Below are 20745 nucleotides of genomic sequence, written 5' to 3'. Positions count from 1 at the left end.
TGCTCATGAGGGACTACCAAGGAGTACGAGGGCGAGTACGAGGGCGCCACCCTGGATGCTGGAAGGGATCCCGCATGCCTGTCGACCCGACCGACCCGGACACCTTCGAGGACGAGGCCGAGGCGGACGCCACGGAGATCGACGTCGAGGCCCCCGAGGCCGACGCCGCGGAACAGCACGCCGACATCGCCCCCCACCGAGACGACCCGATGTCCGAGACCCATCCCGACGAGTCGAACGAGGCCGACCGCGCCGAGCAGGCCCGCGTGGTGGAACTGGACGAGGACGACTACCGCTGAGGCGCGCCCCAGGACGGGCCGGCGCGGCCGTCACGGCCGGGACGGCGCCGGGCACTCATGTACGGATTGAGGCGTTTGTCGACTTCCCACAGCGTCCGGTCCGTGAAATTCTCCGCTCCGACCACGCACGGCCCGGTTACCCAAAAGTACGATGGCGGGCGCGGTGCACACCGTGCACGGAACAATCATGGGAGGCGGCGTGACAGCCATCGAGCAGACCGAGGCGCGCCCGCGAGGCACGCGCCTGCCGCGCCGAGCCCGACGCAACCAGCTCCTGGGCGCGGCCCAGGAGGTCTTCGTGGCCCAGGGGTACCACGCGGCGGCGATGGACGACATCGCCGAGCGCGCGGGCGTCAGCAAGCCGGTGCTCTACCAGCACTTCCCGGGCAAGCTCGACCTCTACCTGGCCCTGCTGGACCAGCACTGCGAGAACCTCCTACAGGCCGTCCGCACCGCGCTCGCGTCCACCTCCGAGAACAAGCTGCGCGTGGCGGCCACCATGGACGCCTACTTCGCGTACGTGGAGGACGAGGGCGGCGCCTTCCGCCTCGTCTTCGAGTCCGACCTGACCAACGAGCCGGCCGTGCGCGAGCGCGTCGAGCGGGTCTCGCTGGAGTGCGCCGAGGCGATCAGCGACGTGGTCGCCGAGGACACCGGCCTGTCCAAGGACGAGGCCATGCTGCTGGCCGTGGGCCTCGGCGGCGTCTCGCAGGTGGTGGCCCGCTACTGGCTCTCCAGCGAGAGCACGGTCCCGCGCGAGACGGCCGTCCAGCTGCTGACGTCGCTGGCGTGGCGCGGCATCGCGGGCTTCCCCAAGGTCGCCCACGAGCAGCACTGAGCCCCGCCCCCCGCAGGCGCGGGCGCCTGTTCGCTGCGAGCGTGCGGGCAGGGGCCCGGCTCGCCCCCGTACCGGGCTAATGTGTGGAACGTACGGCGCGGATGGTTCGCGCACCCCTCCCCTGGGCTTCGCCACGGGGACCGCACACCTTCGGAGGGACAGACCGTGGAGGTCAAGATCGGCGTGCAGCACGCGCCCCGCGAGATCGTTCTGGAGAGCGGGCTGGCTGCCGAGGATGTAGAGCGCGCGGTGGCCGAGGCCCTCACCGGCAAGGCCCAGCTGCTGAGCCTGGAGGACGACCGCGGCCGCAAGGTGCTGGTCCCGGCCGACCGGCTGGCGTACGTGGAGATCGGCGAGCCAGCCGTCCGTAAGGTCGGATTCGGCGCGATGTGATCACGCGATGATCACGACATGTCCGGCCGAGGCCGGACATGAACGGCGGGGCCCCGGTGTGGAATTCACCGGGGCCCCGCCGTTGTCGTAGGGGGCATTCCTGTGTGACTGTCGTAGCCGACACCGGGATCAGCGACGAGGGTTGCCCGGATCGGTCATGGGGTAAGACCGCTACGACCGATTTGCACCCCGCTTCTCGGCCACCTCACGGGAGGGAATGAGCATGATCCTCTGGGAAGCGCTCGGCTCGGTCCTCATCGGCCTCGCCGTCTCCTACGGAGCCCTGCGCTGGCTTCCCATGCGCTACGGACAGTTCCGTTCCCGCACCCTGACCCTCGCCACCGGACCGGTCGCCGCGCTGTTCGGCGCGCTGCTGGCGCACTCCGTGCTGGGGCCGGGCCACGTCGTCGCCACGCTGGCGGTGTCCCTGGGCGTGGCCGTCGCGCTGCTCTCGCTGCTGCTGCGCCCCGCCGGCCGGGCCCGCCGATCAGCCACGGCTTGAGGCGGGCCCACCGGGAACCGGGGGCCCGCCGGGATCCGGCGGGGCCGCACGGTGTCGCGACGTCGTCAGGCGGCCAGGCCCAGCGCGGCCATCCGCTTGGTGTGCGCCTCGGTGATCCGGGAGAACATCTTCCCGACCTCCGCGAGGTCGAAGCCGTCGGCCACGCCGCCCACCAGCATCGTCGAGAGCGCGTCGCGGTCGGCGACCACGCGCTGCGCCTGCGAGAGCGCCTCGCCCATCAGCCGGCGCGCCCACAGCGCGAGCCGGCCGCCCACGCGCGGCTCGGCCTCGATCGCGGCGCGGACCTTCTCGACCGCGAACGACGCGTGCCCGGTGTCGTCCAGCACGGTCAGCACCAGCGCGCGGGTGTCGGAGTCCAGGCGCGCCGCGACCTCGCGGTAGAAGTCACTGGCGATCGAGTCGCCCACATAGGCCTTGACCAGGCCCTCCAGCCAGTCCGAGGGCGCGGTCTGGCGGTGGAACTCGTCCAGCGCGGCGGCGAAGGGCTCCATCGCGGCGGTCGGCGGCGCGTCGATGGCCTCCAGCCGGTCCCGCAGCCGCTGGAAGTGCTGGAACTCGGCGGCGGCCATCTTGGCCAGGGCCGCCTTGTCGTCCAGCGTGGGGGCCAGCTTGGCGTCCTCGGCGAGCCGCTCGAAGGCGGCCAGCTCGCCGTAGGCGAGGGCGCCGAGCAGGTCGACGACGGCCGCACGGTACTGCGGGTCGGCGGAGGCGTGGGCCCAGTCCTGGGCGGCGATCCCGGTGTGCTCCCCGGCGTCGGGGCTGGCGTTCTCTGGCGTGTCGGACGTCTCCATGCAGCGAACGATAGCCCGCCACGCGACACGACGAACCCCCTGGTCAGACAGTTCATCCCGATCCGGACACAGGATTGTCCGGACACACATGCGCCTTTCCGGGGTACAGTGCTAATAGGCCAGCCGAGTATTCGGCGGGCCGAACTCATGCTGTGTCTTCTGGAGGCCTGTCTTCAGGACTGCAGCGGATGCCCGGTCGGTGGCCCGATCGGCTTCCACAAAACCGACCGCCCTCCGCGCGGTACGTACGGGACGTACGCACACCAGGAGGGATCCGCTCGCGGCACGTGCGCTCGAGCGAAGGCAGTGGTCCCGCGCCACCCGGATGCTCCTGGCAACCGGCTCTGTACCGGCGCGGTCCGTACGTTCCCTTCGTACGACCCCCTTCGCCGCTCGTGCCGCGTCTCACAGAAGAGGCAAGATTCTGTCCACTTTCCGAGACCTCGGGATTCTGTCCGAAACCGCCGAAGCGCTCGAAGCCGTCGGCATCGTGAATCCGTTCCCCATCCAGGAGATGACGCTCCCGGTCGCCCTTTCGGGCTCCGACGTCATCGGCCAGGCCAAGACCGGCACCGGCAAGACGCTGGGCTTCGGTCTGCCCCTGCTGGAGCGGGTCGTCGTCCCCGCGGACGTCGAGGCCGGCCGGGCGAAGCCCGAGCAGCTGACCGACGCCGCCCAGGCGCTCATCGTGGTCCCCACCCGTGAGCTCTGCCAGCAGGTCACCAACGACCTCCTGACCGCCGGCAAGGTCCGCAACGTCCGCGTCCAGGCCATCTACGGCGGCCGCGCCTACGAGCCGCAGGTCGAGGCGCTCAAGAAGGGCGTCGACGTGATCGTCGGCACCCCGGGCCGCCTGCTCGACCTGGCCGGCCAGAAGAAGCTCAGCCTGGCGCACATCAAGGCGCTCGTCCTGGACGAGGCCGACGAGATGCTCGACCTGGGCTTCCTGCCCGACGTCGAGCGCATCATCACGATGCTGCCGGCCAAGCGCCAGACCATGCTGTTCTCGGCCACCATGCCGGGCGCGGTCATCTCGCTGGCGCGGCGCTACATGTCGCAGCCCACGCACATCCGCGCCACCTCGCCGGACGACGAGGGCCAGACCCACGCCAACATCGCCCAGCACATCTTCCGCGCCCACAACATGGACAAGCCGGAGATGGTCGCCCGCATCCTGCAGGCGGAGGGCCGCAACCGCGCGATGATCTTCTGCCGTACGAAGCGGACGGCCGCCGACATCTCCGAGCAGCTCACCCGCCGCGGCTTCGCCGCCGGCGCGGTCCACGGCGACCTCGGCCAGGGCGCCCGCGAGCAGGCGCTGCGCGCCTTCCGCAACGGCAAGGTCGACGTCCTGGTCTGCACGGACGTCGCCGCCCGCGGCATCGACGTGGACGACGTCACGCACGTCGTCAACTACCAGACCCCCGAGGACGAGAAGACCTACCTGCACCGCATCGGCCGCACCGGCCGCGCGGGCAAGTCGGGTACGGCCGTCACGCTGGTCGACTGGGACGACATCCCGCGCTGGAAGCTCATCAACAAGGCGCTCGAGCTGCCGTTCGACGAGCCGGAGGAGACGTACTCCACGTCCCCGCACCTGTACGAGGCGCTGGGCATCCCGGCCGGCACGAAGGGCATCCTGCCCCGCAACGAGCGGACCCTGGCCGGGCTCGACGCGGAGGTCCTCGAGGACCTCGGCGAGCCGGGCGGCCGCGGTGGCCGCGGCCGTGACAGCCGTGGCCGGGACCGCGACCGTGACCGTGACCGTGACCGCGTCCAGGAGGAGCGCCCGGCGCGCACCCCGCGCCAGCGCCGTCGTACGCGCAACGGCGCGCCGGTGTCCGCCGAGGGCACCCCGGTCGCCGGCTCCGGCGAGCAGGCCGCTCCCGCGGCCGGTGGCGCTCCGGAGACCCCGGCCCGGCCGCGCCGCCGCCGCCGTACGCGCGGCGGTGCGGGCACGGCCCCGGCCGTCGCCGCGACGCCCGTGACCGAGCAGGCGCAGGCCGCCCCGGCCCCGGCCGACGCTCCGGAGGCCCCGGCCCGCCCGCGCCGCCGCCGCACCCGTGGCGCGGACCGGGCGGCGGCCGTGACGGCCACCGAGGTCCTCGAGCCCGCCGTGTCCGTGCCGGCCGCCCGCGCGGCGGAGCCGGCCGTGGAGACGGCGCCCGTGGCGGCCGTCGAGACGGTTGCCGTCGTGGAGGCCTCGGAGGCCGTGGAGACGAAGCCGAAGCGGACCCGTACCGCGAAGAAGGCCGTCGAGACGGTCGAGGCGGCCCCTGAGGCCGAGGCCGAGGTCAAGCCGAAGCGCACCCGCGTCGCCAAGAAGGCCGCCGCCGCCCCCGAGGCCGTCGCCGCCGTCGACACCGCGGAGGCCGCCGAGGAGAAGCCGAAGCGCACCCGCGCCAAGAAGGCCGTCGAGGCCGCCGTCGAGGTCGCCGGGACGGTGGAGGCCAAGCCCAAGCGCACCCGCACCGCCAAGGCCGCCGCCGAGCCGGTGGAGGCCGAGGCCGCCGAGGTCAAGCCGAAGCGCACCCGCGTCGCCAAGAAGGCCGCCGCCGCCCCCGAGGCCGTGGCCGCCGTCGACGCCGCGGAGACCGCTGAGGCCAAGCCGAAGCGCACCCGCGCCAAGAAGGCCGTCGAGCCCGCTGTCGAGGTCGCCGAGGAGAAGCCGAAGCGCACCCGCGTGGCCAAGAAGGCCGTCGCCGCCGCCCCGGCCGCGGAGACCGTCGAGGAGAAGCCGAAGCGCACCCGCGCCAAGAAGGCCGTCGAGACGGTCGAGGCCGCCGAGGAGAAGCCCAAGCGGACCCGTACCGCCAAGAAGGCCGCCGCGCCGGTGGCCGAGGGCGAGCCCGAGGCGAAGCCGAAGCGGACCCGCGTGGCCAAGAAGGCCGTCGCCGCCGCCCCGGCCCCGGAGGCCGAGGCCAAGCCCAAGCGCACGCGCACGGTCAAGAAGGCCGAGGCGTAAGCGGGGCACCGCACCACGGCGACGGCCGGTCACCCCACGGGGTGGCCGGCCGTCGCCGTATCGGCGACCCGCCCGTCCGGCCGTCATCCGACGCCGCGTTAGCCTCGTGGCATGAGCAAGCCGCCCTTCCTCACCCTGCCCGCGTGCGCACGCGCGTACCTCCTGACCACCGAGCGCGGCGAGTTCGCCGTGCACGACGCCCGGCCCGGGGCCGCGCCGCGCGGTACGGCGCTGCTCGTGCCGGGCTTCACCGGCAGCAAGGAGGACTTCGTCGCGCTGCTGGAGCCGCTGGCGGCGGCCGGGTACCGGGTCGTGGCCGTGGACGGGCGCGGGCAGCACGAGAGTCCGGGGCCGCGGGACGAGAGCGCGTACGGGCAGGCCGAGTTGGCGCTCGACGTCCTCGCGCAGGCGGCCGCCGTGGACGGCGAGGGCGGCGGCGTGCATCTGCTCGGGCACTCGCTGGGCGGGCTGATCGCACGGGCGGCCGTGCTCGCCGACGCCTCGCCGTTCCGCTCCCTCACGGTGATGAGCAGCGGTCCGGGCGCGATCTCCGCGTCGCAGCAGGCCCGTACGCGGCGCCTGGTCCAGGCCCTCGGGGTGCTGGACATGGAGAGCGTGTGGCAGGAGATGCGGCGCGAGGACGCGGAGAGCGCGGACGCCGTCGACACTCCCCCGGCGCTCGCGGAGTTCCTGCACCGCCGCTGGATGGGCACCGTCCCCGAGCAACTCATGGCGACCGGGCGGCAGTTGACCGTCGAGCCGGACCGTACCGCGGAGCTGGCGCGGGTCGCGCTGCCCAAGCACGTCGTCTCCGGGGCGCTGGACTACGCCTGGCCGGTGCCGGAGATCGACGCGATGGCGAAGGAGCTGTCGGCGCGGCGCACGGTCGTCCAGGGCGCGGGGCACTCCCCCAACGCCGAGCGGCCCGCCGCGACGGCCGAGGCCCTCATCGGCTTCTGGGAGACGGTCTGACGGCGGCTAGCAGCCCGTCTTGACGGTGACCGTGAAGAGGGCGCCCTCGCGGTCGCGCAGCGTCGCCTCGCGGCCCACGCGCGAGTGGGTGGGTTCGGAGACGACCGCGCCCCCGTTGGCGAGGGCGGCCTCCACGGCCTTCTCGACGTCGTCGACGCGGAAGAAGACGTGCCAGCGCGGCCGGATGCGCGGGTCGGGGTCGGCCTCGACGGCGCCGCCGCGCAGGCAGGCCACCGTGCGCTCGCCGGCGCGGACCGTCACCGCGTCGTCCTCGTAGCGGACCTCGATGCGCTCCGGCCGGTCCACGGTCCAGTCGAAGATCTCGCCGTAGAACATGGCCGCGGCGAAGGCGTCGCGGGTGCGCAGCTCCAGCCACGCGGGCGCGGCGCCGGTGCCGATGCGCCAGCCCGGCAGGTTCTTGCCCTCCCAGAAGCCGAAGACGGCTCCGGCGGGGTCCGCGGCCAGGACGACGCGGCCGCGGCCGACCGCGAGGGGGCCGACCGCGACGGTGCCGCCGCGCTCGCGGACCCGTGAGGCCACCATGTCGGCGTCGGCGACGGCGAAGTAGGAGGTCCAGGAGGCGGACAGGCCCATGCGGCTGACGATGTCGCTCAGCCCGGCGACGGGTTTGCCGTCGGAGATCGCCACGGCGAAGCCCTCGCCCAGGGAGCCGGGGCGGAACTTCCAGCCCAGCACCGCGCCGTAGAAGTCCTGCGCGGAGGCGAGGTCCGCGGTCAGCAGGCTCACCCAGCAGGGCTGCCCCAGCCCTGCGCCGTCGGAGGCCGACATGGCCGATCGCCTCGTTTCTTTTCCTCAGTGCCGCGCATCCCGCGGGAGGCCGCGCGCCCGTCCGCCGGAGCGGTGCGGCCGCGCCGCTACCCGCCCCCTGCCAGGGTTCCACTCGCTTCCCGCGCGCGCATTCCGGCACGCGCGGGGCGGGCCCGGTTCGTCGCTGGTACAACCCGGTCGGCGCCCGTCCGCGGCGTCAGTACTGGGTGCTCAGGTGGTCCCAGAAGCCGTCCCGCAGTGCGCGGCGCAGGTCCGCGTGGCCGCGCAGGGACAGGCCGAGCAGCGCCTCCGCCTCCACGAGCAGTTCCTGGTCGACGGTGCCGGGCAGGTACGGGTGGCCGGGCAGCAGCTCGGCGAGCGAGGCCCGGCCGCGCGAGCCCAGCCACTGCGCCGCCACCTGGGCGCCGACGAAGCGCACGTCGTCGCGGGAGGGGGCGGGGCCGGGCCGTTCGGGGGCCTCGCCGAAGGGCTCGTAGCTGCTGCGCCGCGTGACGTAGGGCCGGCAGAACTCGAGGTCGAAGGTGCGCTGGCTGTCGACCTCCCACAGCAGCGGTTCGGCCTGGTTGCGCCCGCCGACGGCCTCGATGCCCCACAGGTGGACGCGGGCGCCGTAGCCCTGTGCCGCCTCGACCGCCGAGACGAGGTCCTCGTCGCCGCCGATGAGCACCGCGTCGCTGATGGCGCGGTGGCGGGCGAGGGATTCGAGGTCGGTGCGGATGAGGGAGTCGACGCCCTTCTGCTGGTTGTTGGCGTTGAGGTTGCCGAGGCGGACCTTGACGTCGGGGAGCTCGGCGATGCTCTGCTGTTCGGTGGTGTGGATGCGGCGGCGGGCACCGTCGTACCAGTAGACGCGCAGCAGCCGGCTGTCGGGGAAGATCGTGCGGGCCTTGTCGATGAAGGCCTCGATCAGTCCTTCCGCGTCGAGGGCGAAGGCGCGCCGGTCCTCGGTGCCGGCGACGAGACGGCCTGCGGCGGCGTAGGCGTAGCCGGCGTCGACAAAGATCGCGTGGGTGGAGGGGGTCGTCGCGACCTCGGCGAGCACCCGTGTGAGCAGCTCATTGGTGCGTTCGATGCCGGCGGCGAGGTCGGTGAGGTCGGCCCGGCGGGTGCTGCCGGGCAGGTGGTTCGGGTCGTTCATGCAGTTCTCACCAGGAGTCAGTGGTTAGTCATGTTAAAAATTTCTTTAGCGTAGGGAATGTTTGTAGGGGTCACCTCGTTGGACACGTATGGAACGCGCGCAGCACCGTCGCCGCGCGCGTCACTGTTCACAGTTCTCCTCAGGAGGATCAGACGAAGGGAGAAGCCTTGCGCTTCGAGATCATGCGCCTGGACGACGTCGACGGTACGGCCGTCGACAGCACCGTCGTGGACGCCGCCTCCGTCAACCGGATCGTGCAGCAGGCCGCCTCGATAGGCCAGCGCATCTACATCCGCCCGGCCGAATCCGCGGTCCGGTAACGCCCACCGCGTACCCACAGACAGAACACCCCCGTACGGACCACCGTACGGGGGTGTTCTTCGTCGCGCCCGGCTCAGTGGGCGTCGATCACCTGGGTGATGCCGTTGATGATCTGCTGCACGGCCAGCGCGGAGAGCATCATGCCCGCGAGCCGCGTCACCAGCACCACACCACCGTCCTTGATCACCCGGATGATGTGCAGCGAGTTCCGCATGACCAGCCACAGCACCAGATGGATCGCGGCGATCGCGCACCACACGGAGACCTGGGAGGCGACGGAGTCGGCGTGCTGGACGGCCAGGATCACGGAGACGATCGCACCGGGGCCCGCCAGCAGCGGCATGCCCAGCGGCACGAGCGCGACGTTGACGTCCTTCGTCTGGGTCGGCTCCTCCGACTTGCCCGTGAGCAGGTCCAGGGCGATGAGCAGCAGGAGCAGACCGCCCGCGATCATCAGCGCCGGGGTCGTGATGTGCAGGTAGTCCAGGATCTGCTGGCCGCAGATGCCGAAGACGGTGATCACGCCGAAGGCGACCACGGCCGCCTGCCAGGCCATGCGGCGCTGGACCTTGGCGGGGCGGCCCGCGGTGAGGGCCAGGAAGATCGGCGTGATCCCGGGCGGGTCCATGATCACGAACAGGGTGAGGAAGAGGGAGCCGAAGACAGCGATGTCGAACACAGTGAGGGCCTTGCGGGAGTGGTGCGAGCAGGAGCGGAACAACAGGGGGGAGTGACGACGGGCTCGTACGGCCGGCCGCGTGCGGTACGCGGAAACGGCGATGAGGGGGTACGCACACCGTCACCCGTACGAGGACATCCGTACGGGCAGGGGGTGAGGGGGCGGTCAGCCGCCGGCGCCCGGGACGGGGAACGCGCCCGTCGCGCGGCGGGTGATCTCGCCGTAGATTTCCGGGTCGGTCGTGAACTCGCCCAGGCGGCACGTCTTGCGGCTGCCGTGGTAGTCGCTGGAGCCGGTGGTCAGCAGGCCGAGCTCGGCGGCGAGGCCGCGCAGCCGGGCCCGGGTGGGGGCGTCGTGGTCCATGTGGTCCACCTCGATGCCGTCCAGTCCGGCGGAGGCCAGCTCGGCTATCGCGCTCTCGGGCACGCAGTGGCCGCGCTTCAGCGCCATCGGGTGCGCCAGCACGGCGACGCCGCCGGCGGCCTTGACCAGGCGGACCGCCTCGAAGGGGTCCAGCTCGTGCTTCTCGGCGTAGGCGCGGCCGCCGCCGGCGAGCCACTGGGGGGTGAAGGCGTCGGAGACCGTGTCGATCACTCCGAGCTCGACCATGGCGCTGGCCACGTGCGGCCGGCCCACGGCGCCGCCCGCGGCGAGCTGTGCGACGCGCTCCCAGGTGACGGGCACGCCCAGCTCGTTGAGCTTGGCGACCATGGTGCGGGCGCGGGGCTCGCGGTCGTCGCGGACCAGCTCGCGCTCGCGCGCGAACTCGGGCTCCGCGGGGTCGAAGAGGTAGGCCAGCATGTGCAGGCTCAGGCCGTCCGGGCCGTTCAGCCGGCACGAGAGCTCGGCACCGGTGACCAGGGTCAGCCCGGCGGGGAGGGCCGCGATGGCGTCGGCGTGGCCGCCGACCCCGTCGTGGTCGGTCAGGGCGACGACGTCCAGCCCGGCGGCGGCCGCGTTGCGGACCAGCTCGGCGGGGGTGTCCGTACCGTCCGAGGCCGTGGAGTGGGTGTGCAGGTCGATGCGCACGACGACACGGCTCCCAACGGCGGATGGAACGGGCAGGACCGCTTCAGGATAACCGTCGTTCGAACGATCACCGTCGTCCGAGCGCCGTCGGCGCCCGGACGTTCAGGGGGCCAGAATCCGCGGCGACAACGCCCCACAGGGCAGCAGATCCACCTCAGCGCCGGCATCGCGCAGATCGGTGAGCACCAGCTCGTCGTACATCAGCAGCCCCGACCGCTCCGGCCAGACGATCGCCCACAGCCACAGCCCCCGGGCCTCACCCGCGAAGACGGCCCGGTCGCCGGGCGCGTTGTCCACGTGCCACAGGGGGGTCGGGCGGCCGGCGGCGTGCACCTTGGCGTGCGGGGAGCGGTCCATGCGCAGATGGGAACCGGGGTCGGGGCCGTCGACGCCGGCGTAGCGCGCGCCGAGGCCGACGCCGAGCTCCTCCGCGACGAGCAGCAGCTCACCGGGGCCGCCGAGCGGGCTCGGCCCCGAGCAGGCGACGGCGGTGGCGCGCCCGCCGCTGCGGTCGTCGCCGGCGCAGACCACGCCGGTGAAGAGCCAGCCGACGGGCAGCGGCCAGGGCATCCAGACCGGCACCCGGGCCCGGCGGACCACGACGGCCAGCGCTTCGACACTGGGCGGGACGACCGGCTGCAGAGGGTGCACGGTGCCGTGCACGCCGCACTGCCAGGAGTCGGCGAAGAGACCGGGCGCTCGCACCCGGCCACCGCACTTCGGGCAACTGGGTTCGCCCCTCATAGCCTCCAACGGTCCTACCAGGCCGCCCTCCCGTCAAGGACGATCACCCGTCCGGAGTCGATGCCGTCACACCGTTCCGGCCTTCCGCCTCCCTGGGCCGCACAAGGGATTCAGCCCAGCGGCACGCCGGACCGCAGCGGGTCGCGCAGGTCCGTGCCGTGCTGCAGCCAGCGCTCCTGCAGCGCGGCCGCGCCCTGCACCCGCTTCCACGCGGCCTCGTTGGGCGTCATCGGCAGCAGGGGAAGGAAGCGGACGGGGTCCATGGGCTCGTCCAGCTCCAGGTCCTCGACGAGGCCGCCGGACTCCGCGACGAGCACGGAGGTGAAGGGCGCGCCCGGCCACAGCGGCTCACCAGTGTCGAGGGAGGCGCCGGGCGCCACGATCAGGCCCTCCACCTGCGGGGACGCGGCAAGCACGGCCAGCGGGCGGAGCACCTTGTCCGTGTCGGCGCGGCCGGCGCGCACCGACAGCAGCAGCTCGGCGCGCGGGCCGCGCAGGGGGTCGGCGACGGCGGCGGTGGGGTCGGTCATCGGCTGGGCGGACATGCCGAGCGTGGCGTAGCGGACGACGTCCCCGCCGTCGTCCTCGGCAGGAAAACGCAGGACTTCGATGCGGTCCGTGCCCAGGAAGGTCACCGCGGCGCGGGCGTCCGGCTCGCCGAGAGCCATCACCAGCCGGGCCTCGACGAGTGCGAGAACGTCTGACATGCAGTGAGCATAGAACGCGTATCGAACGGGCAAAGGGGGGCCTTGACGCGCCGCGCTCCTGCTAGCCTTGGCTTGCCTCGACCTCTGGTCAAGGCGTTACGTTCGTCCCTCAGCGGGGACCGGCCGGAGGAGGTGGGGCTGCGGTGGATCCTAGTCGACCGTGCAGTACCGACAGTTCTCCCGTCTTCCCGCTCCGGACGCGCGTCACCCTGTGATCTGAAGCCTTCCGAGCCCGGCCTTCCCGCCGGCGTCGTCCCGGAAGTCCTTCCTCGCCCGCAGCACTTGGCGGAAGAGCGCCTGCCTCTCGCTTTGTTCCGTGTTCTCTGCGAAGTTCTCCGCGAACTGCCGTCAGTTGTACGCACCGCGCGAAGCGCCGCCCGATTTGCGGACGTACCAGCACGCCGGCCCCCCGGGCCACCACGTCTACGTTTCAGGAAGCGTTGCGCCCCGCGTCACCGGCTGACGGCCGGCCCGTGAAGGAGCCAGCCATGTCGATGATCCGTGACCTGCGTGCAGCGGTCCGCCCCGCCCTGCGTCGGGTGCCCGTCCAGGGCGGCGGCTACGACGCCACCCGTGACCCGTCCGCCAGCAGCGCCGTCGTGGACTGCGCCGTCTACCGCGACGGCAAGCGGGTGAGCGACCACGTCAGCCCGGCCGAGGCCATGCGCCGGGTGCGCGCCGAGGGCGGCTTCGCGTGGATCGGGCTGCACGAGCCCGCGGAGCACGAGTTCTCCGGGATCGCGCGGGAGTTCGGGCTGCACCCGCTGGCGGTGGAGGACGCGGTCCACGCCCACCAGCGGCCCAAGCTCGAGCGGTACGACGACACGCTCTTCACCGTCTTCAAGACGATCCACTACGTCGAGCACGCCGAACTCACCGCCACCAGCGAGGTGGTGGAGACCGGCGAGGTGATGTGCTTCACCGGCGCGGACTTCATCATCACCGTCCGGCACGGCGGCCAGGGCTCGCTGCGGGCGCTGCGCCACCGGCTGCAGGACGACCCCCAGCTGCTCGCCAAGGGCCCCTCGGCCGTTCTGCACGCCATCGCCGACCAGGTGGTCGACGGCTACATAGCCGTGGCCGACGCCGTGCAGGACGACATCGACGAGGTGGAGATCGACGTCTTCTCCGACCCCGGCAAGGGCAGCCGGCGCGGCGGCGACGCGGGCCGCATCTACCAGCTCAAGCGCGAGGTCCTGGAGTTCAAGCGGGCGGTCACCCCGCTGATGCGGCCGATGCAGCTGCTGAGCGAGCGGCCGATGCGGCTGATCGAGCCGGACATCCAGAAGTACTTCCGTGACGTCGCCGACCACCTCGCGCGCGTGCACGAGCAGGTGGTCTCCTTCGACGACCTGCTCAACTCCATCCTCCAGGCCAACCTCGCGCAGGCGTCCGTCGCCCAGAACGAGGACATGCGCAAGATCACCTCTTGGGCGGCCATCTTCGCCGTCCCGACGATGATCGCCGGGATCTACGGCATGAACTTCGACCACATGCCGGAGCTGCACTGGAAGTACGGCTATCCGGCGGTCATGGCCGTCACGGTCGCCATCTGTGTGACGATCCACCGCGGCTTCAAGCGCAACGGCTGGCTCTAGCGCGGGGGCTTCAGACCCCGGTCTCCGGGGGGACGGGCGGCCGCTTCCGGTCCCCCATGATCACCAGGACCAGGCCCACCATGATCACGGCGAGTGCGGGGTACGCCGCGGCCGGCGGCAGCTGGCCCAGCCAGAGCGCCGCGATCAGCGCCGCGCCCGGCGTCTCCAGCAGGATCGCGGTGGAGGTGACGGAGGGGCCGAGGCCCTTGACCACCCGGTTGATCAGCGAGTGGCCCAGCAGCTGCGCGGTGAGCGTGAGCACGACCAGCTTCAGCCAGGTCTCCCCGCTGTAGCCGCCGAGCGAGGTGCCCGACACCAGGCAGGTCGCCAGGAGCAGCACGGTGGTGGTCGCGTAGCAGACGTAGGAGTACGCGATGGTGCTCACCGTCCGCCTGACCTCCGCCCCCAGCAGGACGTACCCGGCCGCCGCCATGCCGCCCGCGAGGGCGAGGGCGTCCCCGGCGAGGGCGCGGGGGGACAGGGACAGGTCGACGCCCGTGAGGATCACCACGCCCAGGAAGGCGAGCCCGGTGCCCGCCCAGACCAGCGTCGGCGGACGGTGGCCGCGCAGCCGCAGCAGCAGGGTGGTCCAAATGGGTGTGGTGGTGACCAGTGCGGTCGAGGAGGCCACCGAGGTCATGTGCAGGCTCGGCAGCCAGACGCCGAAGTGCAGCGCGAGCAGCGCGCCCGCGGCGACCGCCAGCAGCGCCGCCCGGCGCCCGATGCCGCGCAGCTCGGCGCGGTGGCGCCACAGGGCGAGCGGGGTGAGCGCGCCGACGGCCATGGCGTTGCGCCAGAAGGCGATGGCCAGGGCGGGGGCGGCGGTGGCGGCGATGAGCGGTGCCGACAGGGAGACCGCTGCCACGGCGGTCCCCAGCAGGAGGAGCTCGGTGCGGACGGAAGGGGGCGCCGGGGCTGCCTCGGGGGCCGGCACGGCGGGGGCGGACGGTATCGCCTCACGGCGCGTACGGGCGGCACTCACGCCCCTAGCCTAGGCCCAGGCATGCCGCTGGGTGAGGCGGAGCGGACGCTTAAGGTAAGCCCATGACGATGACGCAGGCGCTGATCGAAGAGGCCACGAAGAAGTCCGGTCTCATCTGGGTGCAGGGCCCGGCCGGGCCGAGCCGTGCGCTGTGGCACGTCTGGCACGACGGCGCCGCCCACATCGTCGGCGGACCCGGCGAGCAGCCCGTGGACGCCCTCGCCCTCACCGACGGCGGCCCGGCCACCGTCACCGTCCGCAGCAAGGACAAGGGCGGCCGGCTGGTGACCTGGACCGCGACCGTCAGCGAGCTCCCGCCCCGCGGCGAGGCCTGGACGGCCGCCGTGGCCGAGCTCAAGGGCAAGCGCCTGAACGCGCCGGACGCGGAGCGCCTCGAGGACCGCTGGGCGCAGGAGTGCCGCGTGCTGCGCCTCGCGCCCTCCGGCGCCACGGTGGACCTCCCGTCGGGCTCCCTGACGGCGGTGCCCCTGCCCACACCGGCGACGACCCGCCACCCGATGCCGGCGGCCCTCCCCAAGCTCCTGCGCCGCGGCCGCAAGGGCCGCTGACGCGCCCCCGGGGTCAGCCCCCGCTGGGGATGTGGAGCTGCTTGCCGTAGTCCACGGTCTGCTCCTTCGTCGGGACGGCGAGGGCGAAGTCCTTGCCCCAGCCGTCCAGCTCCAGCTGGCCCGCTCCCCCGGCGCGCTGCACGCGCAGGGGGTAGGGCGTGCCGACGAGGGAGACGTCCAGCGTGCCGCCGCCGCCCTTGGCGCCGGTGACGCGGATGGTGCGGACGCCGCCGACCGTGCCGTGGTCGCCGCGGGCGAGGGTGCCGTGCAGGCCGATGAGCCCGTCGAGCAGGACGTCCTTGTCCGTGAAGCCCTTGAGCTGCTGGTACGAGGGGTCGTCGGCGGGCACCTTGACGTACTTGTCGTCGAGCTTGCCCGCGGCCGCCGCGGCGTCCGCCTTGGCCGTGGGCGCGGCCTTGGCCGACGGCGACGGCGTGGCCCCCCGGGACCAGAAGCCGGCCGGGGCCTTGAGGTAGAGGGCGTCGCCCACCCGCAGCAGCTCGAAGGCGCTGGCGTTGGAGGAGGAGACCCGCCCCGTGCCGCCGTTCTTCTTCAGCCGCATGTCGAGGCGGTACGTACGTCCCTGGCTGACGACGTTTCCGGACAGGTGGACGGTCTCCGCGCCCCGCGCGGCGGCGCGGGCCTTGTCCTGGATGGCGGTGGCCTCGAGCTTGCCCACGCCGTTGGTCCCCGCGTCGGGGTCCTCGCCACCGCCGCAGGCCGTGAGCGCCGCGGACAGGCCGACGCACAGCGCCCCCACGAGAGCCGCGTTCCGGGTTCGCACCTCGCTCTTGCCTCCTGTTACCGGTGGGATACGGCGGCAGCGTACCTGTGCCGCCCCGGAGCGGAAGCCGGGAGTCCGTACAGGTCGTGCCAAGAGTCCGTACGGCCGTCTCTCCCGCGCCCGGCGAAGCCGGTCACGTTAGCCTGAATCGGACACCCGGGACGTGAGGAGGTGCGCGGCGATGGCAGCAGGCGCCCACCGGGTGTTCGTGTCGCACCTCGCGGGCGTGGCCGTGTTCGACCCCAACGGCGACCAGGTGGGCCGGCTGCGCGACGTCGTGGCGATGCTCCGCGTCGGCGGCCGGCCGCCGCGCGTGCTGGGGCTGGTGGTGGAGGTCGTCAGCCGCCGCCGGGTCTTCATCCCCATGACCCGGGTCACCGGCGTGGAGTCGGGCCAGGTGATCACGACCGGCGTGGTCAACATGCGGCGCTTCGAACAGCGGCCGACGGAGACGCTGGTCCTCGGCGAGCTGCTCGACCGCCGGGTCCGGCTCGCCGGCACCGATGAGGACGTCACCGTCCTCGACGTGTCGATCACCCAGCTGCCGGCCCGCCGGGACTGGGAGATCGACAAGGTCTTCGTCCGCCGGGGCAAGGGCGGCGCCCTGCGCCGCAAGGGCGAGACGCTGACCGTCGAGTGGTCGGCGGTCAGCGGCTTCTCCCTGGAGGAGCACGGCCAGGGCGCCGAGAACCTCCTGGCGACCTTCGAGCGGCTGCGCCCCGCCGACCTCGCCAACGTCCTGCACCACCTCTCCCCCAAGCGGCGCTCCGAGGTCGCGGCCGCCCTCGACGACGACCGGCTCGCGGACGTCCTGGAGGAGCTGCCGGAGGACGACCAGATCGAGATCCTCGGCAAGCTCAAGGAGGAGCGCGCCGCCGACGTCCTGGAGGCCATGGACCCAGACGACGCGGCCGACCTCCTCTCCGAGCTGCCCGAGGAGGAGAAGGAGCGGCTGCTGACCCTCATGCAGCCGGACGACGCGGCGGACGTGCGCCGGCTCCTGGCCTACGAGGAGCGGACGGCCGGCGGCCTGATGACCACCGAGCCGATCGTGCTGCGCCCGGACGCGACCGTCGCCGACGCCCTCGCCCGGGTCCGCAACCCCGACCTGTCCCCCGCGCTCGCCGCGCAGGTCTACGTCTGCCGGCCGCCGGACGAGACCCCCACCGGGAAGTATCTGGGCACCGTCCACTTCCAGCGGCTGCTGCGGGATCCGCCCTTCACGCTCGTCGGCTCGCTCACCGACACCGATCTGCGCCCCCTGCCGCCAAACACCCCGCTGCCGGCCGTCACCAGCTACCTGGCCACGTACAACATGGTCGCGGCGCCCGTCGTGGACGACAGCGGCTCGCTGCTCGGCGCGGTGACCGTCGACGACGTGCTGGACCACCTGCTGCCCGACGACTGGCGCGAGACCGAGCTCCTCCAGGGTGCCCTCGGCATGAGCGATCTGCCGGAGGTGGCCGATGGGCGCTGAGCGCACCGACCGCGGCGAGCGGGAGCGGGCGGCCGACCGGGCGGCGCACGAACGGCCGCACCCGCCCAGGGTGCGGCTGGACCTGCCCCTGGTGCGGCGGCGCGGCTGGCTGCCGGAGTACGACCCGGAGGCGTTCGGGCGGACCTCGGAGCGGATCGCGCGCTTCCTGGGCACCGGGCGGTTCATCGTCTGGATGACGGTCGTCATCATCCTGTGGGTGGTGTGGAACACCACCGTCCCCGGGCACCTGCGCTTCGACAACTATCCGTTCATCTTTCTGACCCTGATGCTGTCGCTGCAGGCCTCGTACGCGGCGCCGCTGATCCTGCTGGCGCAGAACCGGCAGGACGACCGCGACCGGGTCAACCTCGAACAGGACCGCAAGCAGAACGAGCGCTCCATCGCGGACACCGAGTACCTGACACGGGAGATCGCGGCACTGCGCATGGGCCTGGGCGAGGTGGCCACCCGGGACTGGATCCGCTCGGAGTTCCAGGACATGGTCAAGGAGCTGGAACAGCGCCGGGTATTCCCGGAGGAGAGTGAGGAACGCGACCGTTGACGGGCCTTTCCGGAGGCCCCCTCACGCGCCGTACCATCGTCCCTATGGCTACCGACACGAACGGAACGTCCCCGAGCGAGGACGCGGTCCGCACCGCGCTCGCGACGGTGAACGACCCCGAGATCCAGCGACCCATCACCGACCTCGGGATGGTCAAATCGGTGGAGATCGCGGCGGACGGTTCGGTCGCGGTGGCGGTCTACCTGACGGTGTCCGGCTGCCCCATGCGGGAGACGATCATCAGCCGGGTGAGCGAGGCGGTCTCCGGCGTCGAGGGCGTCACGGGCGTCACCGTCGAGCTCGACGTGATGAGCGACGAGCAGCGGCGCGAGCTGGCGGCCTCGCTGCGCGGCGGCCAGGCCGAGCGCGAGGTGCCCTTCGCCAAGCCGGGCTCGCTGACGCGCGTCTACGCCGTCGCCTCCGGCAAGGGCGGCGTCGGCAAGTCGTCGGTGACGGTCAACCTGGCGGCGGCCATGGCGGCCGACGGCCTGAAGGTCGGTGTCGTCGACGCCGACATCTACGGCCACTCGGTGCCCCGCATGCTGGGCGCGGACGGCCGTCCCACCCAGGTCGAGAACATGATCATGCCGCCGTCGGCCAATGGCGTGAAGGTCATCTCCATCGGGATGTTCACCCCGGGCAACGCCCCCGTGGTCTGGCGCGGCCCGATGCTCCACCGCGCGCTGCAGCAGTTCCTCGCGGACGTCTACTGGGGCGACCTGGACGTGCTGCTGCTGGATCTGCCCCCGGGCACCGGCGACATCGCCATCTCCGTGGCCCAGCTGGTGCCGAACGCCGAGATCCTGGTGGTGACGACCCCTCAGCAGGCCGCCGCCGAGGTCGCCGAGCGGGCCGGTTCGATCGCCGTGCAGACCCACCAGAAGATCGTCGGCGTCGTGGAGAACATGTCCGGGCTGCCGTGCCCGCACTGCGACGAGATGGTCGACGTCTTCGGCACGGGCGGCGGCCAGAAGGTCGCCGACGGCCTGACGCGGACCACGGGCGCGACCGTTCCGGTGCTGGGCTCGATCCCCATCGACGTCCGCCTGCGCGAGGGCGGCGACGAGGGCAGGCCCGTCGTCCTGACCGACCCGGAGTCCCCGGCCGGGAGCGCGCTGCGGGCCATCGCCGGCAAGCTCGGCGGCCGCCAGCGCGGCCTGTCCGGCATGTCGCTGGGCATCACCCCGCGCAACAAGTTCTGAGCGCTGGACGAACGGTAAGGGGCGGCCTCCATGGAGGCCGCCCCTTACCGTTCGTACCGTTCGTCTGCTGGGCGCAGGCATGGCTCAGTGCTCGTACGTCGTGATGTCCTTGATCACCGAGAAGCCCATGCCGTACGCGCTCATGCCCCGGCCGTACGCGCCCACGTGGACGCCGCCCTCGGCCGAGCCGGCCAGGACCCAGCCGTACTCGGACTCGCGGTAGCGGAAGTCGGTCGGCACGCCGTCCACCGGCAGCGACAGCGTCGACCAGGGCGCCTCGTCCAGCTGGTCCGCCAGCTCCCAGGCGAGGGCCGTCTGCTGGTCCAGCCAGTCCTGGCGCAGGGCCCGCTCCATCTGGGCCGGCCACGTGCAGGCCAGCAGCCCTGAGCCGGCGAGCCAGGCCGCCGAGGAGACCGAAGTGGCCTCCAGCACGCCCGTACCGTCCGCGCTGCGCCGCACCGGGCGGCTGGCGACGGTCACCACGACCGCGAAGCGCTGTGTGCCCGTGTCGTGCTCGATCCGGCCCATCCGCAGCGAGGGCTCCGCGCCGTGGCCCGTGGCCCCGTGCTCCACGGTGCCGTCGGCCGCGGCGCCGACCTGCATCAGCCAGCGCGGCCCGGTGTAGGCCTCGTCGAGGCCGTACCAGGGGAACGACGCCAGGAGGTAGCCGTCGACCGAGCGCCGGGTGCCGGGGCCGCCCTGTGGCACTCCCTGCTCGTCCACGGCGGTCTCGTCGGACGTACCGACCCCCTGCGCCCCTACCCGACTCGTCGTCTCCATCTGCGCGGCGCCTCCTCGTAGCCCCTTTGTTCTGGGCGCGTCCGCCCCGCGGGCGACACACCCCAAACAAAGGGAGGATAGCCACCCCCGTCAATGGGGCCCCGCATACGCGGGCTCAGGTGGCGTCGGCGTCGAACGGCGGATGGCCGCCGGACTGCGGGCTCTCGCGCTTTTTCAGCAGGTCGGGCGTACCGGACCCGGCGGCCGGCGACGGCGCGGGCGCCGCCGGGTCGGCGTTACGGCCGTGCACCGCGTCGGTGACCTCGGCCATCTCGGACTTGAAGTCGAAGCCGTTGCGGATCTCCTTCAGCCCCAGCTCGTCCTTCTCCAGCACGTGCTTGCGGACGAAGGTCTTGGGGTTGAGGTCCTCGAACTCGAAGTCCTTGAACTCGGGGCCCAGCTCGGAGCGGATGTCCTCCTTGGCGTTCTCGGAGAACTGCCGGATCTTGCGCAGCGTGCGCGACACATCCTGGATCATCTTCGGCAGCTTGTCGGGGCCGAAGATGAGCACGGCGAGGACGACGAGCGCGACCAGCTCGAGGGGTCCTATGTCGAGCACGTTGCACAGCTCCTTGGGGCGTCGGCGGCCGGGATCGGGCCGTC

General features: G+C 72.7%; 23 protein-coding genes. 12 read left to right on the top strand and 11 right to left on the bottom strand.

Annotated elements, in window-relative coordinates:
- Positions 1 to 74: 74 nt before the first annotated feature.
- The 4 genes from ACIGXW_RS10170 to ACIGXW_RS10155 all read left to right on the top strand — a co-directional run bounded on the left by ACIGXW_RS10170 (position 75) and on the right by ACIGXW_RS10155 (position 2032).
- Positions 75 to 299, top strand: a complete 225-nt coding sequence (locus ACIGXW_RS10170) for a hypothetical protein (protein ID WP_071963266.1) — start codon at positions 75 to 77, stop codon at positions 297 to 299.
- A 199-nt stretch (positions 300 to 498) separates the two neighbouring features.
- Entirely contained in the window at positions 499 to 1137 is a 639-nt protein-coding gene (locus ACIGXW_RS10165) for a TetR/AcrR family transcriptional regulator (protein ID WP_071963301.1), read from the top strand.
- Positions 1138 to 1302: 165 nt separating this feature from the next.
- On the top strand, positions 1303 to 1530 hold the full coding sequence (locus tag ACIGXW_RS10160; RefSeq protein WP_071963265.1) for a DUF3107 domain-containing protein: 228 nt from the start codon (positions 1303 to 1305) through the stop codon (positions 1528 to 1530).
- A 223-nt stretch (positions 1531 to 1753) separates the two neighbouring features.
- A complete protein-coding gene (locus tag ACIGXW_RS10155; RefSeq protein WP_177337866.1) occupies positions 1754 to 2032 on the top strand; it encodes a hypothetical protein in 279 nt (92 codons plus the stop codon).
- 65 nt (positions 2033 to 2097) lie between these two features.
- On the opposite strand, the gene ACIGXW_RS10150 is transcribed toward ACIGXW_RS10155, so the two are convergent.
- Positions 2098 to 2844 carry a ferritin-like fold-containing protein gene (locus ACIGXW_RS10150; protein ID WP_071963264.1) on the bottom strand — a complete coding sequence of 249 codons (747 nt, stop codon included), beginning with the start codon at positions 2842 to 2844 and terminating at the stop codon, positions 2098 to 2100.
- Between the two features lie 514 nt (positions 2845 to 3358).
- Between ACIGXW_RS10150 and ACIGXW_RS10145 the strand changes: the two genes are divergently transcribed.
- Positions 3359 to 5809 carry a DEAD/DEAH box helicase gene (locus tag ACIGXW_RS10145; RefSeq protein WP_399572502.1) on the top strand — a complete coding sequence of 817 codons (2451 nt, stop codon included), beginning with the start codon at positions 3359 to 3361 and terminating at the stop codon, positions 5807 to 5809.
- Positions 5810 to 5920: 111 nt separating this feature from the next.
- Positions 5921 to 6781 (top strand): alpha/beta fold hydrolase, encoded by an 861-nt coding sequence (locus ACIGXW_RS10140; RefSeq protein ID WP_399571823.1) that lies wholly within the window; start codon positions 5921 to 5923, stop codon positions 6779 to 6781.
- A gap of 6 nt (positions 6782 to 6787) precedes the next feature.
- Here the strand turns inward: ACIGXW_RS10140 and ACIGXW_RS10135 are convergent, their stop codons facing one another.
- Entirely contained in the window at positions 6788 to 7570 is a 783-nt protein-coding gene (locus ACIGXW_RS10135) for a VOC family protein (protein ID WP_071964319.1), read from the bottom strand.
- A 196-nt stretch (positions 7571 to 7766) separates the two neighbouring features.
- On the bottom strand, positions 7767 to 8708 hold the full coding sequence (locus tag ACIGXW_RS10130; protein WP_399571820.1) for an NYN domain-containing protein: 942 nt from the start codon (positions 8706 to 8708) through the stop codon (positions 7767 to 7769).
- Positions 8709 to 8875: 167 nt separating this feature from the next.
- Between ACIGXW_RS10130 and ACIGXW_RS10125 the strand changes: the two genes are divergently transcribed.
- Positions 8876 to 9028, top strand: a complete 153-nt coding sequence (locus tag ACIGXW_RS10125) for a hypothetical protein (RefSeq protein ID WP_177338129.1) — start codon at positions 8876 to 8878, stop codon at positions 9026 to 9028.
- Positions 9029 to 9102: 74 nt separating this feature from the next.
- On the opposite strand, the gene ACIGXW_RS10120 is transcribed toward ACIGXW_RS10125, so the two are convergent.
- The 4 genes from ACIGXW_RS10120 to ACIGXW_RS10105 all read right to left on the bottom strand — a co-directional run bounded on the left by ACIGXW_RS10120 (position 9103) and on the right by ACIGXW_RS10105 (position 12188).
- Complete coding sequence (locus ACIGXW_RS10120) at positions 9103 to 9708, bottom strand: MarC family protein (protein WP_071964321.1); 606 nt, start codon at positions 9706 to 9708, stop codon at positions 9103 to 9105.
- A gap of 165 nt (positions 9709 to 9873) precedes the next feature.
- Positions 9874 to 10737, bottom strand: a complete 864-nt coding sequence (locus ACIGXW_RS10115; RefSeq protein ID WP_071964322.1) for a PHP domain-containing protein — start codon at positions 10735 to 10737, stop codon at positions 9874 to 9876.
- 102 nt (positions 10738 to 10839) lie between these two features.
- On the bottom strand, positions 10840 to 11481 hold the full coding sequence (locus ACIGXW_RS10110) for a DUF6758 family protein (RefSeq protein ID WP_399571818.1): 642 nt from the start codon (positions 11479 to 11481) through the stop codon (positions 10840 to 10842).
- Between the two features lie 110 nt (positions 11482 to 11591).
- Positions 11592 to 12188 (bottom strand): suppressor of fused domain protein, encoded by a 597-nt coding sequence (locus tag ACIGXW_RS10105; protein WP_360906694.1) that lies wholly within the window; start codon positions 12186 to 12188, stop codon positions 11592 to 11594.
- Positions 12189 to 12676: 488 nt separating this feature from the next.
- On the opposite strand from ACIGXW_RS10105, the gene corA reads away from it, so the two are divergent.
- A complete protein-coding gene (gene corA / locus ACIGXW_RS10100; protein ID WP_071964325.1) occupies positions 12677 to 13786 on the top strand; it encodes a magnesium/cobalt transporter CorA in 1110 nt (369 codons plus the stop codon).
- Positions 13787 to 13796: 10 nt separating this feature from the next.
- On the opposite strand, the gene ACIGXW_RS10095 is transcribed toward corA, so the two are convergent.
- On the bottom strand, positions 13797 to 14768 hold the full coding sequence (locus tag ACIGXW_RS10095) for a DMT family transporter (RefSeq protein ID WP_079274062.1): 972 nt from the start codon (positions 14766 to 14768) through the stop codon (positions 13797 to 13799).
- Between the two features lie 62 nt (positions 14769 to 14830).
- Between ACIGXW_RS10095 and ACIGXW_RS10090 the strand changes: the two genes are divergently transcribed.
- On the top strand, positions 14831 to 15337 hold the full coding sequence (locus ACIGXW_RS10090) for a hypothetical protein (RefSeq protein ID WP_071964327.1): 507 nt from the start codon (positions 14831 to 14833) through the stop codon (positions 15335 to 15337).
- Between the two features lie 13 nt (positions 15338 to 15350).
- Here ACIGXW_RS10090 and ACIGXW_RS10085 read toward each other — a convergent pair whose 3' ends face one another.
- Positions 15351 to 16121: a hypothetical protein gene (locus tag ACIGXW_RS10085; RefSeq protein WP_071964328.1), complete on the bottom strand. Its 771-nt coding sequence runs from the start codon at positions 16119 to 16121 to the stop codon at positions 15351 to 15353.
- A 181-nt stretch (positions 16122 to 16302) separates the two neighbouring features.
- Between ACIGXW_RS10085 and ACIGXW_RS10080 the strand changes: the two genes are divergently transcribed.
- Genes ACIGXW_RS10080 through ACIGXW_RS10070 form a run of 3 tightly spaced genes read left to right on the top strand, consistent with a single transcriptional unit; the run spans position 16303 to position 19362 of the window.
- Positions 16303 to 17598 (top strand): magnesium transporter MgtE N-terminal domain-containing protein, encoded by a 1296-nt coding sequence (locus ACIGXW_RS10080; protein ID WP_399571815.1) that lies wholly within the window; start codon positions 16303 to 16305, stop codon positions 17596 to 17598.
- Positions 17588 to 18160 carry a DUF1003 domain-containing protein gene (locus ACIGXW_RS10075; protein WP_071964330.1) on the top strand — a complete coding sequence of 191 codons (573 nt, stop codon included), beginning with the start codon at positions 17588 to 17590 and terminating at the stop codon, positions 18158 to 18160. The genes ACIGXW_RS10080 and ACIGXW_RS10075 overlap by 11 nt, the downstream gene beginning before the upstream one ends.
- 44 nt (positions 18161 to 18204) lie before the next feature.
- Positions 18205 to 19362, top strand: coding sequence for an Mrp/NBP35 family ATP-binding protein (locus tag ACIGXW_RS10070; protein WP_399571812.1), 1158 nt, complete (start codon positions 18205 to 18207; stop codon positions 19360 to 19362).
- A gap of 84 nt (positions 19363 to 19446) precedes the next feature.
- On the opposite strand, the gene ACIGXW_RS10065 is transcribed toward ACIGXW_RS10070, so the two are convergent.
- Both ACIGXW_RS10065 and ACIGXW_RS10060 read right to left on the bottom strand, forming a co-directional pair.
- Entirely contained in the window at positions 19447 to 20142 is a 696-nt protein-coding gene (locus ACIGXW_RS10065; RefSeq protein ID WP_071964333.1) for a hypothetical protein, read from the bottom strand.
- Between the two features lie 115 nt (positions 20143 to 20257).
- Entirely contained in the window at positions 20258 to 20701 is a 444-nt protein-coding gene (locus ACIGXW_RS10060; protein ID WP_399571809.1) for a sec-independent translocase, read from the bottom strand.
- Positions 20702 to 20745: the final 44 nt, after the last annotated feature.

The sequence above is a fragment of the Streptomyces sp. NPDC053079 genome, from assembly GCF_044546695.1.
Taxonomy (GTDB): Bacteria; Actinomycetota; Actinomycetes; order Streptomycetales; family Streptomycetaceae; genus Streptomyces.
Note: the sequence above shows the minus strand (reverse complement) of the source record. Positions and strands in the feature narration are given on the sequence as shown.

What these genes read in the sequence shown, in the direction of transcription:
- ACIGXW_RS10155 (WP_177337866.1), top strand. Translation starts at nt 1,754, where the DNA reads ATGATCCTCTGGGAAGCGCTCGGCTCGGTCCTCATCGGCCTCGCCGTC.
- ACIGXW_RS10135 (WP_071964319.1), bottom strand. Translation starts at nt 7,570, where the DNA reads ATGTCGGCCTCCGACGGCGCAGGGCTGGGGCAGCCCTGCTGGGTGAGC.
- ACIGXW_RS10145 (WP_399572502.1), top strand. Translation starts at nt 3,359, where the DNA reads ATGACGCTCCCGGTCGCCCTTTCGGGCTCCGACGTCATCGGCCAGGCC.
- ACIGXW_RS10140 (WP_399571823.1), top strand. Translation starts at nt 5,921, where the DNA reads ATGAGCAAGCCGCCCTTCCTCACCCTGCCCGCGTGCGCACGCGCGTAC.
- ACIGXW_RS10090 (WP_071964327.1), top strand. Translation starts at nt 14,831, where the DNA reads ATGACGATGACGCAGGCGCTGATCGAAGAGGCCACGAAGAAGTCCGGT.
- ACIGXW_RS10110 (WP_399571818.1), bottom strand. Translation starts at nt 11,481, where the DNA reads ATGAGGGGCGAACCCAGTTGCCCGAAGTGCGGTGGCCGGGTGCGAGCG.
- ACIGXW_RS10130 (WP_399571820.1), bottom strand. Translation starts at nt 8,708, where the DNA reads ATGAACGACCCGAACCACCTGCCCGGCAGCACCCGCCGGGCCGACCTC.
- ACIGXW_RS10070 (WP_399571812.1), top strand. Translation starts at nt 18,205, where the DNA reads ATGGCTACCGACACGAACGGAACGTCCCCGAGCGAGGACGCGGTCCGC.
- corA (WP_071964325.1), top strand. Translation starts at nt 12,677, where the DNA reads ATGTCGATGATCCGTGACCTGCGTGCAGCGGTCCGCCCCGCCCTGCGT.
- ACIGXW_RS10170 (WP_071963266.1), top strand. Translation starts at nt 75, where the DNA reads ATGCCTGTCGACCCGACCGACCCGGACACCTTCGAGGACGAGGCCGAG.
- ACIGXW_RS10080 (WP_399571815.1), top strand. Translation starts at nt 16,303, where the DNA reads ATGGCAGCAGGCGCCCACCGGGTGTTCGTGTCGCACCTCGCGGGCGTG.
- ACIGXW_RS10075 (WP_071964330.1), top strand. Translation starts at nt 17,588, where the DNA reads ATGGGCGCTGAGCGCACCGACCGCGGCGAGCGGGAGCGGGCGGCCGAC.
- ACIGXW_RS10065 (WP_071964333.1), bottom strand. Translation starts at nt 20,142, where the DNA reads ATGGAGACGACGAGTCGGGTAGGGGCGCAGGGGGTCGGTACGTCCGAC.
- ACIGXW_RS10150 (WP_071963264.1), bottom strand. Translation starts at nt 2,844, where the DNA reads ATGGAGACGTCCGACACGCCAGAGAACGCCAGCCCCGACGCCGGGGAG.
- ACIGXW_RS10105 (WP_360906694.1), bottom strand. Translation starts at nt 12,188, where the DNA reads ATGTCAGACGTTCTCGCACTCGTCGAGGCCCGGCTGGTGATGGCTCTC.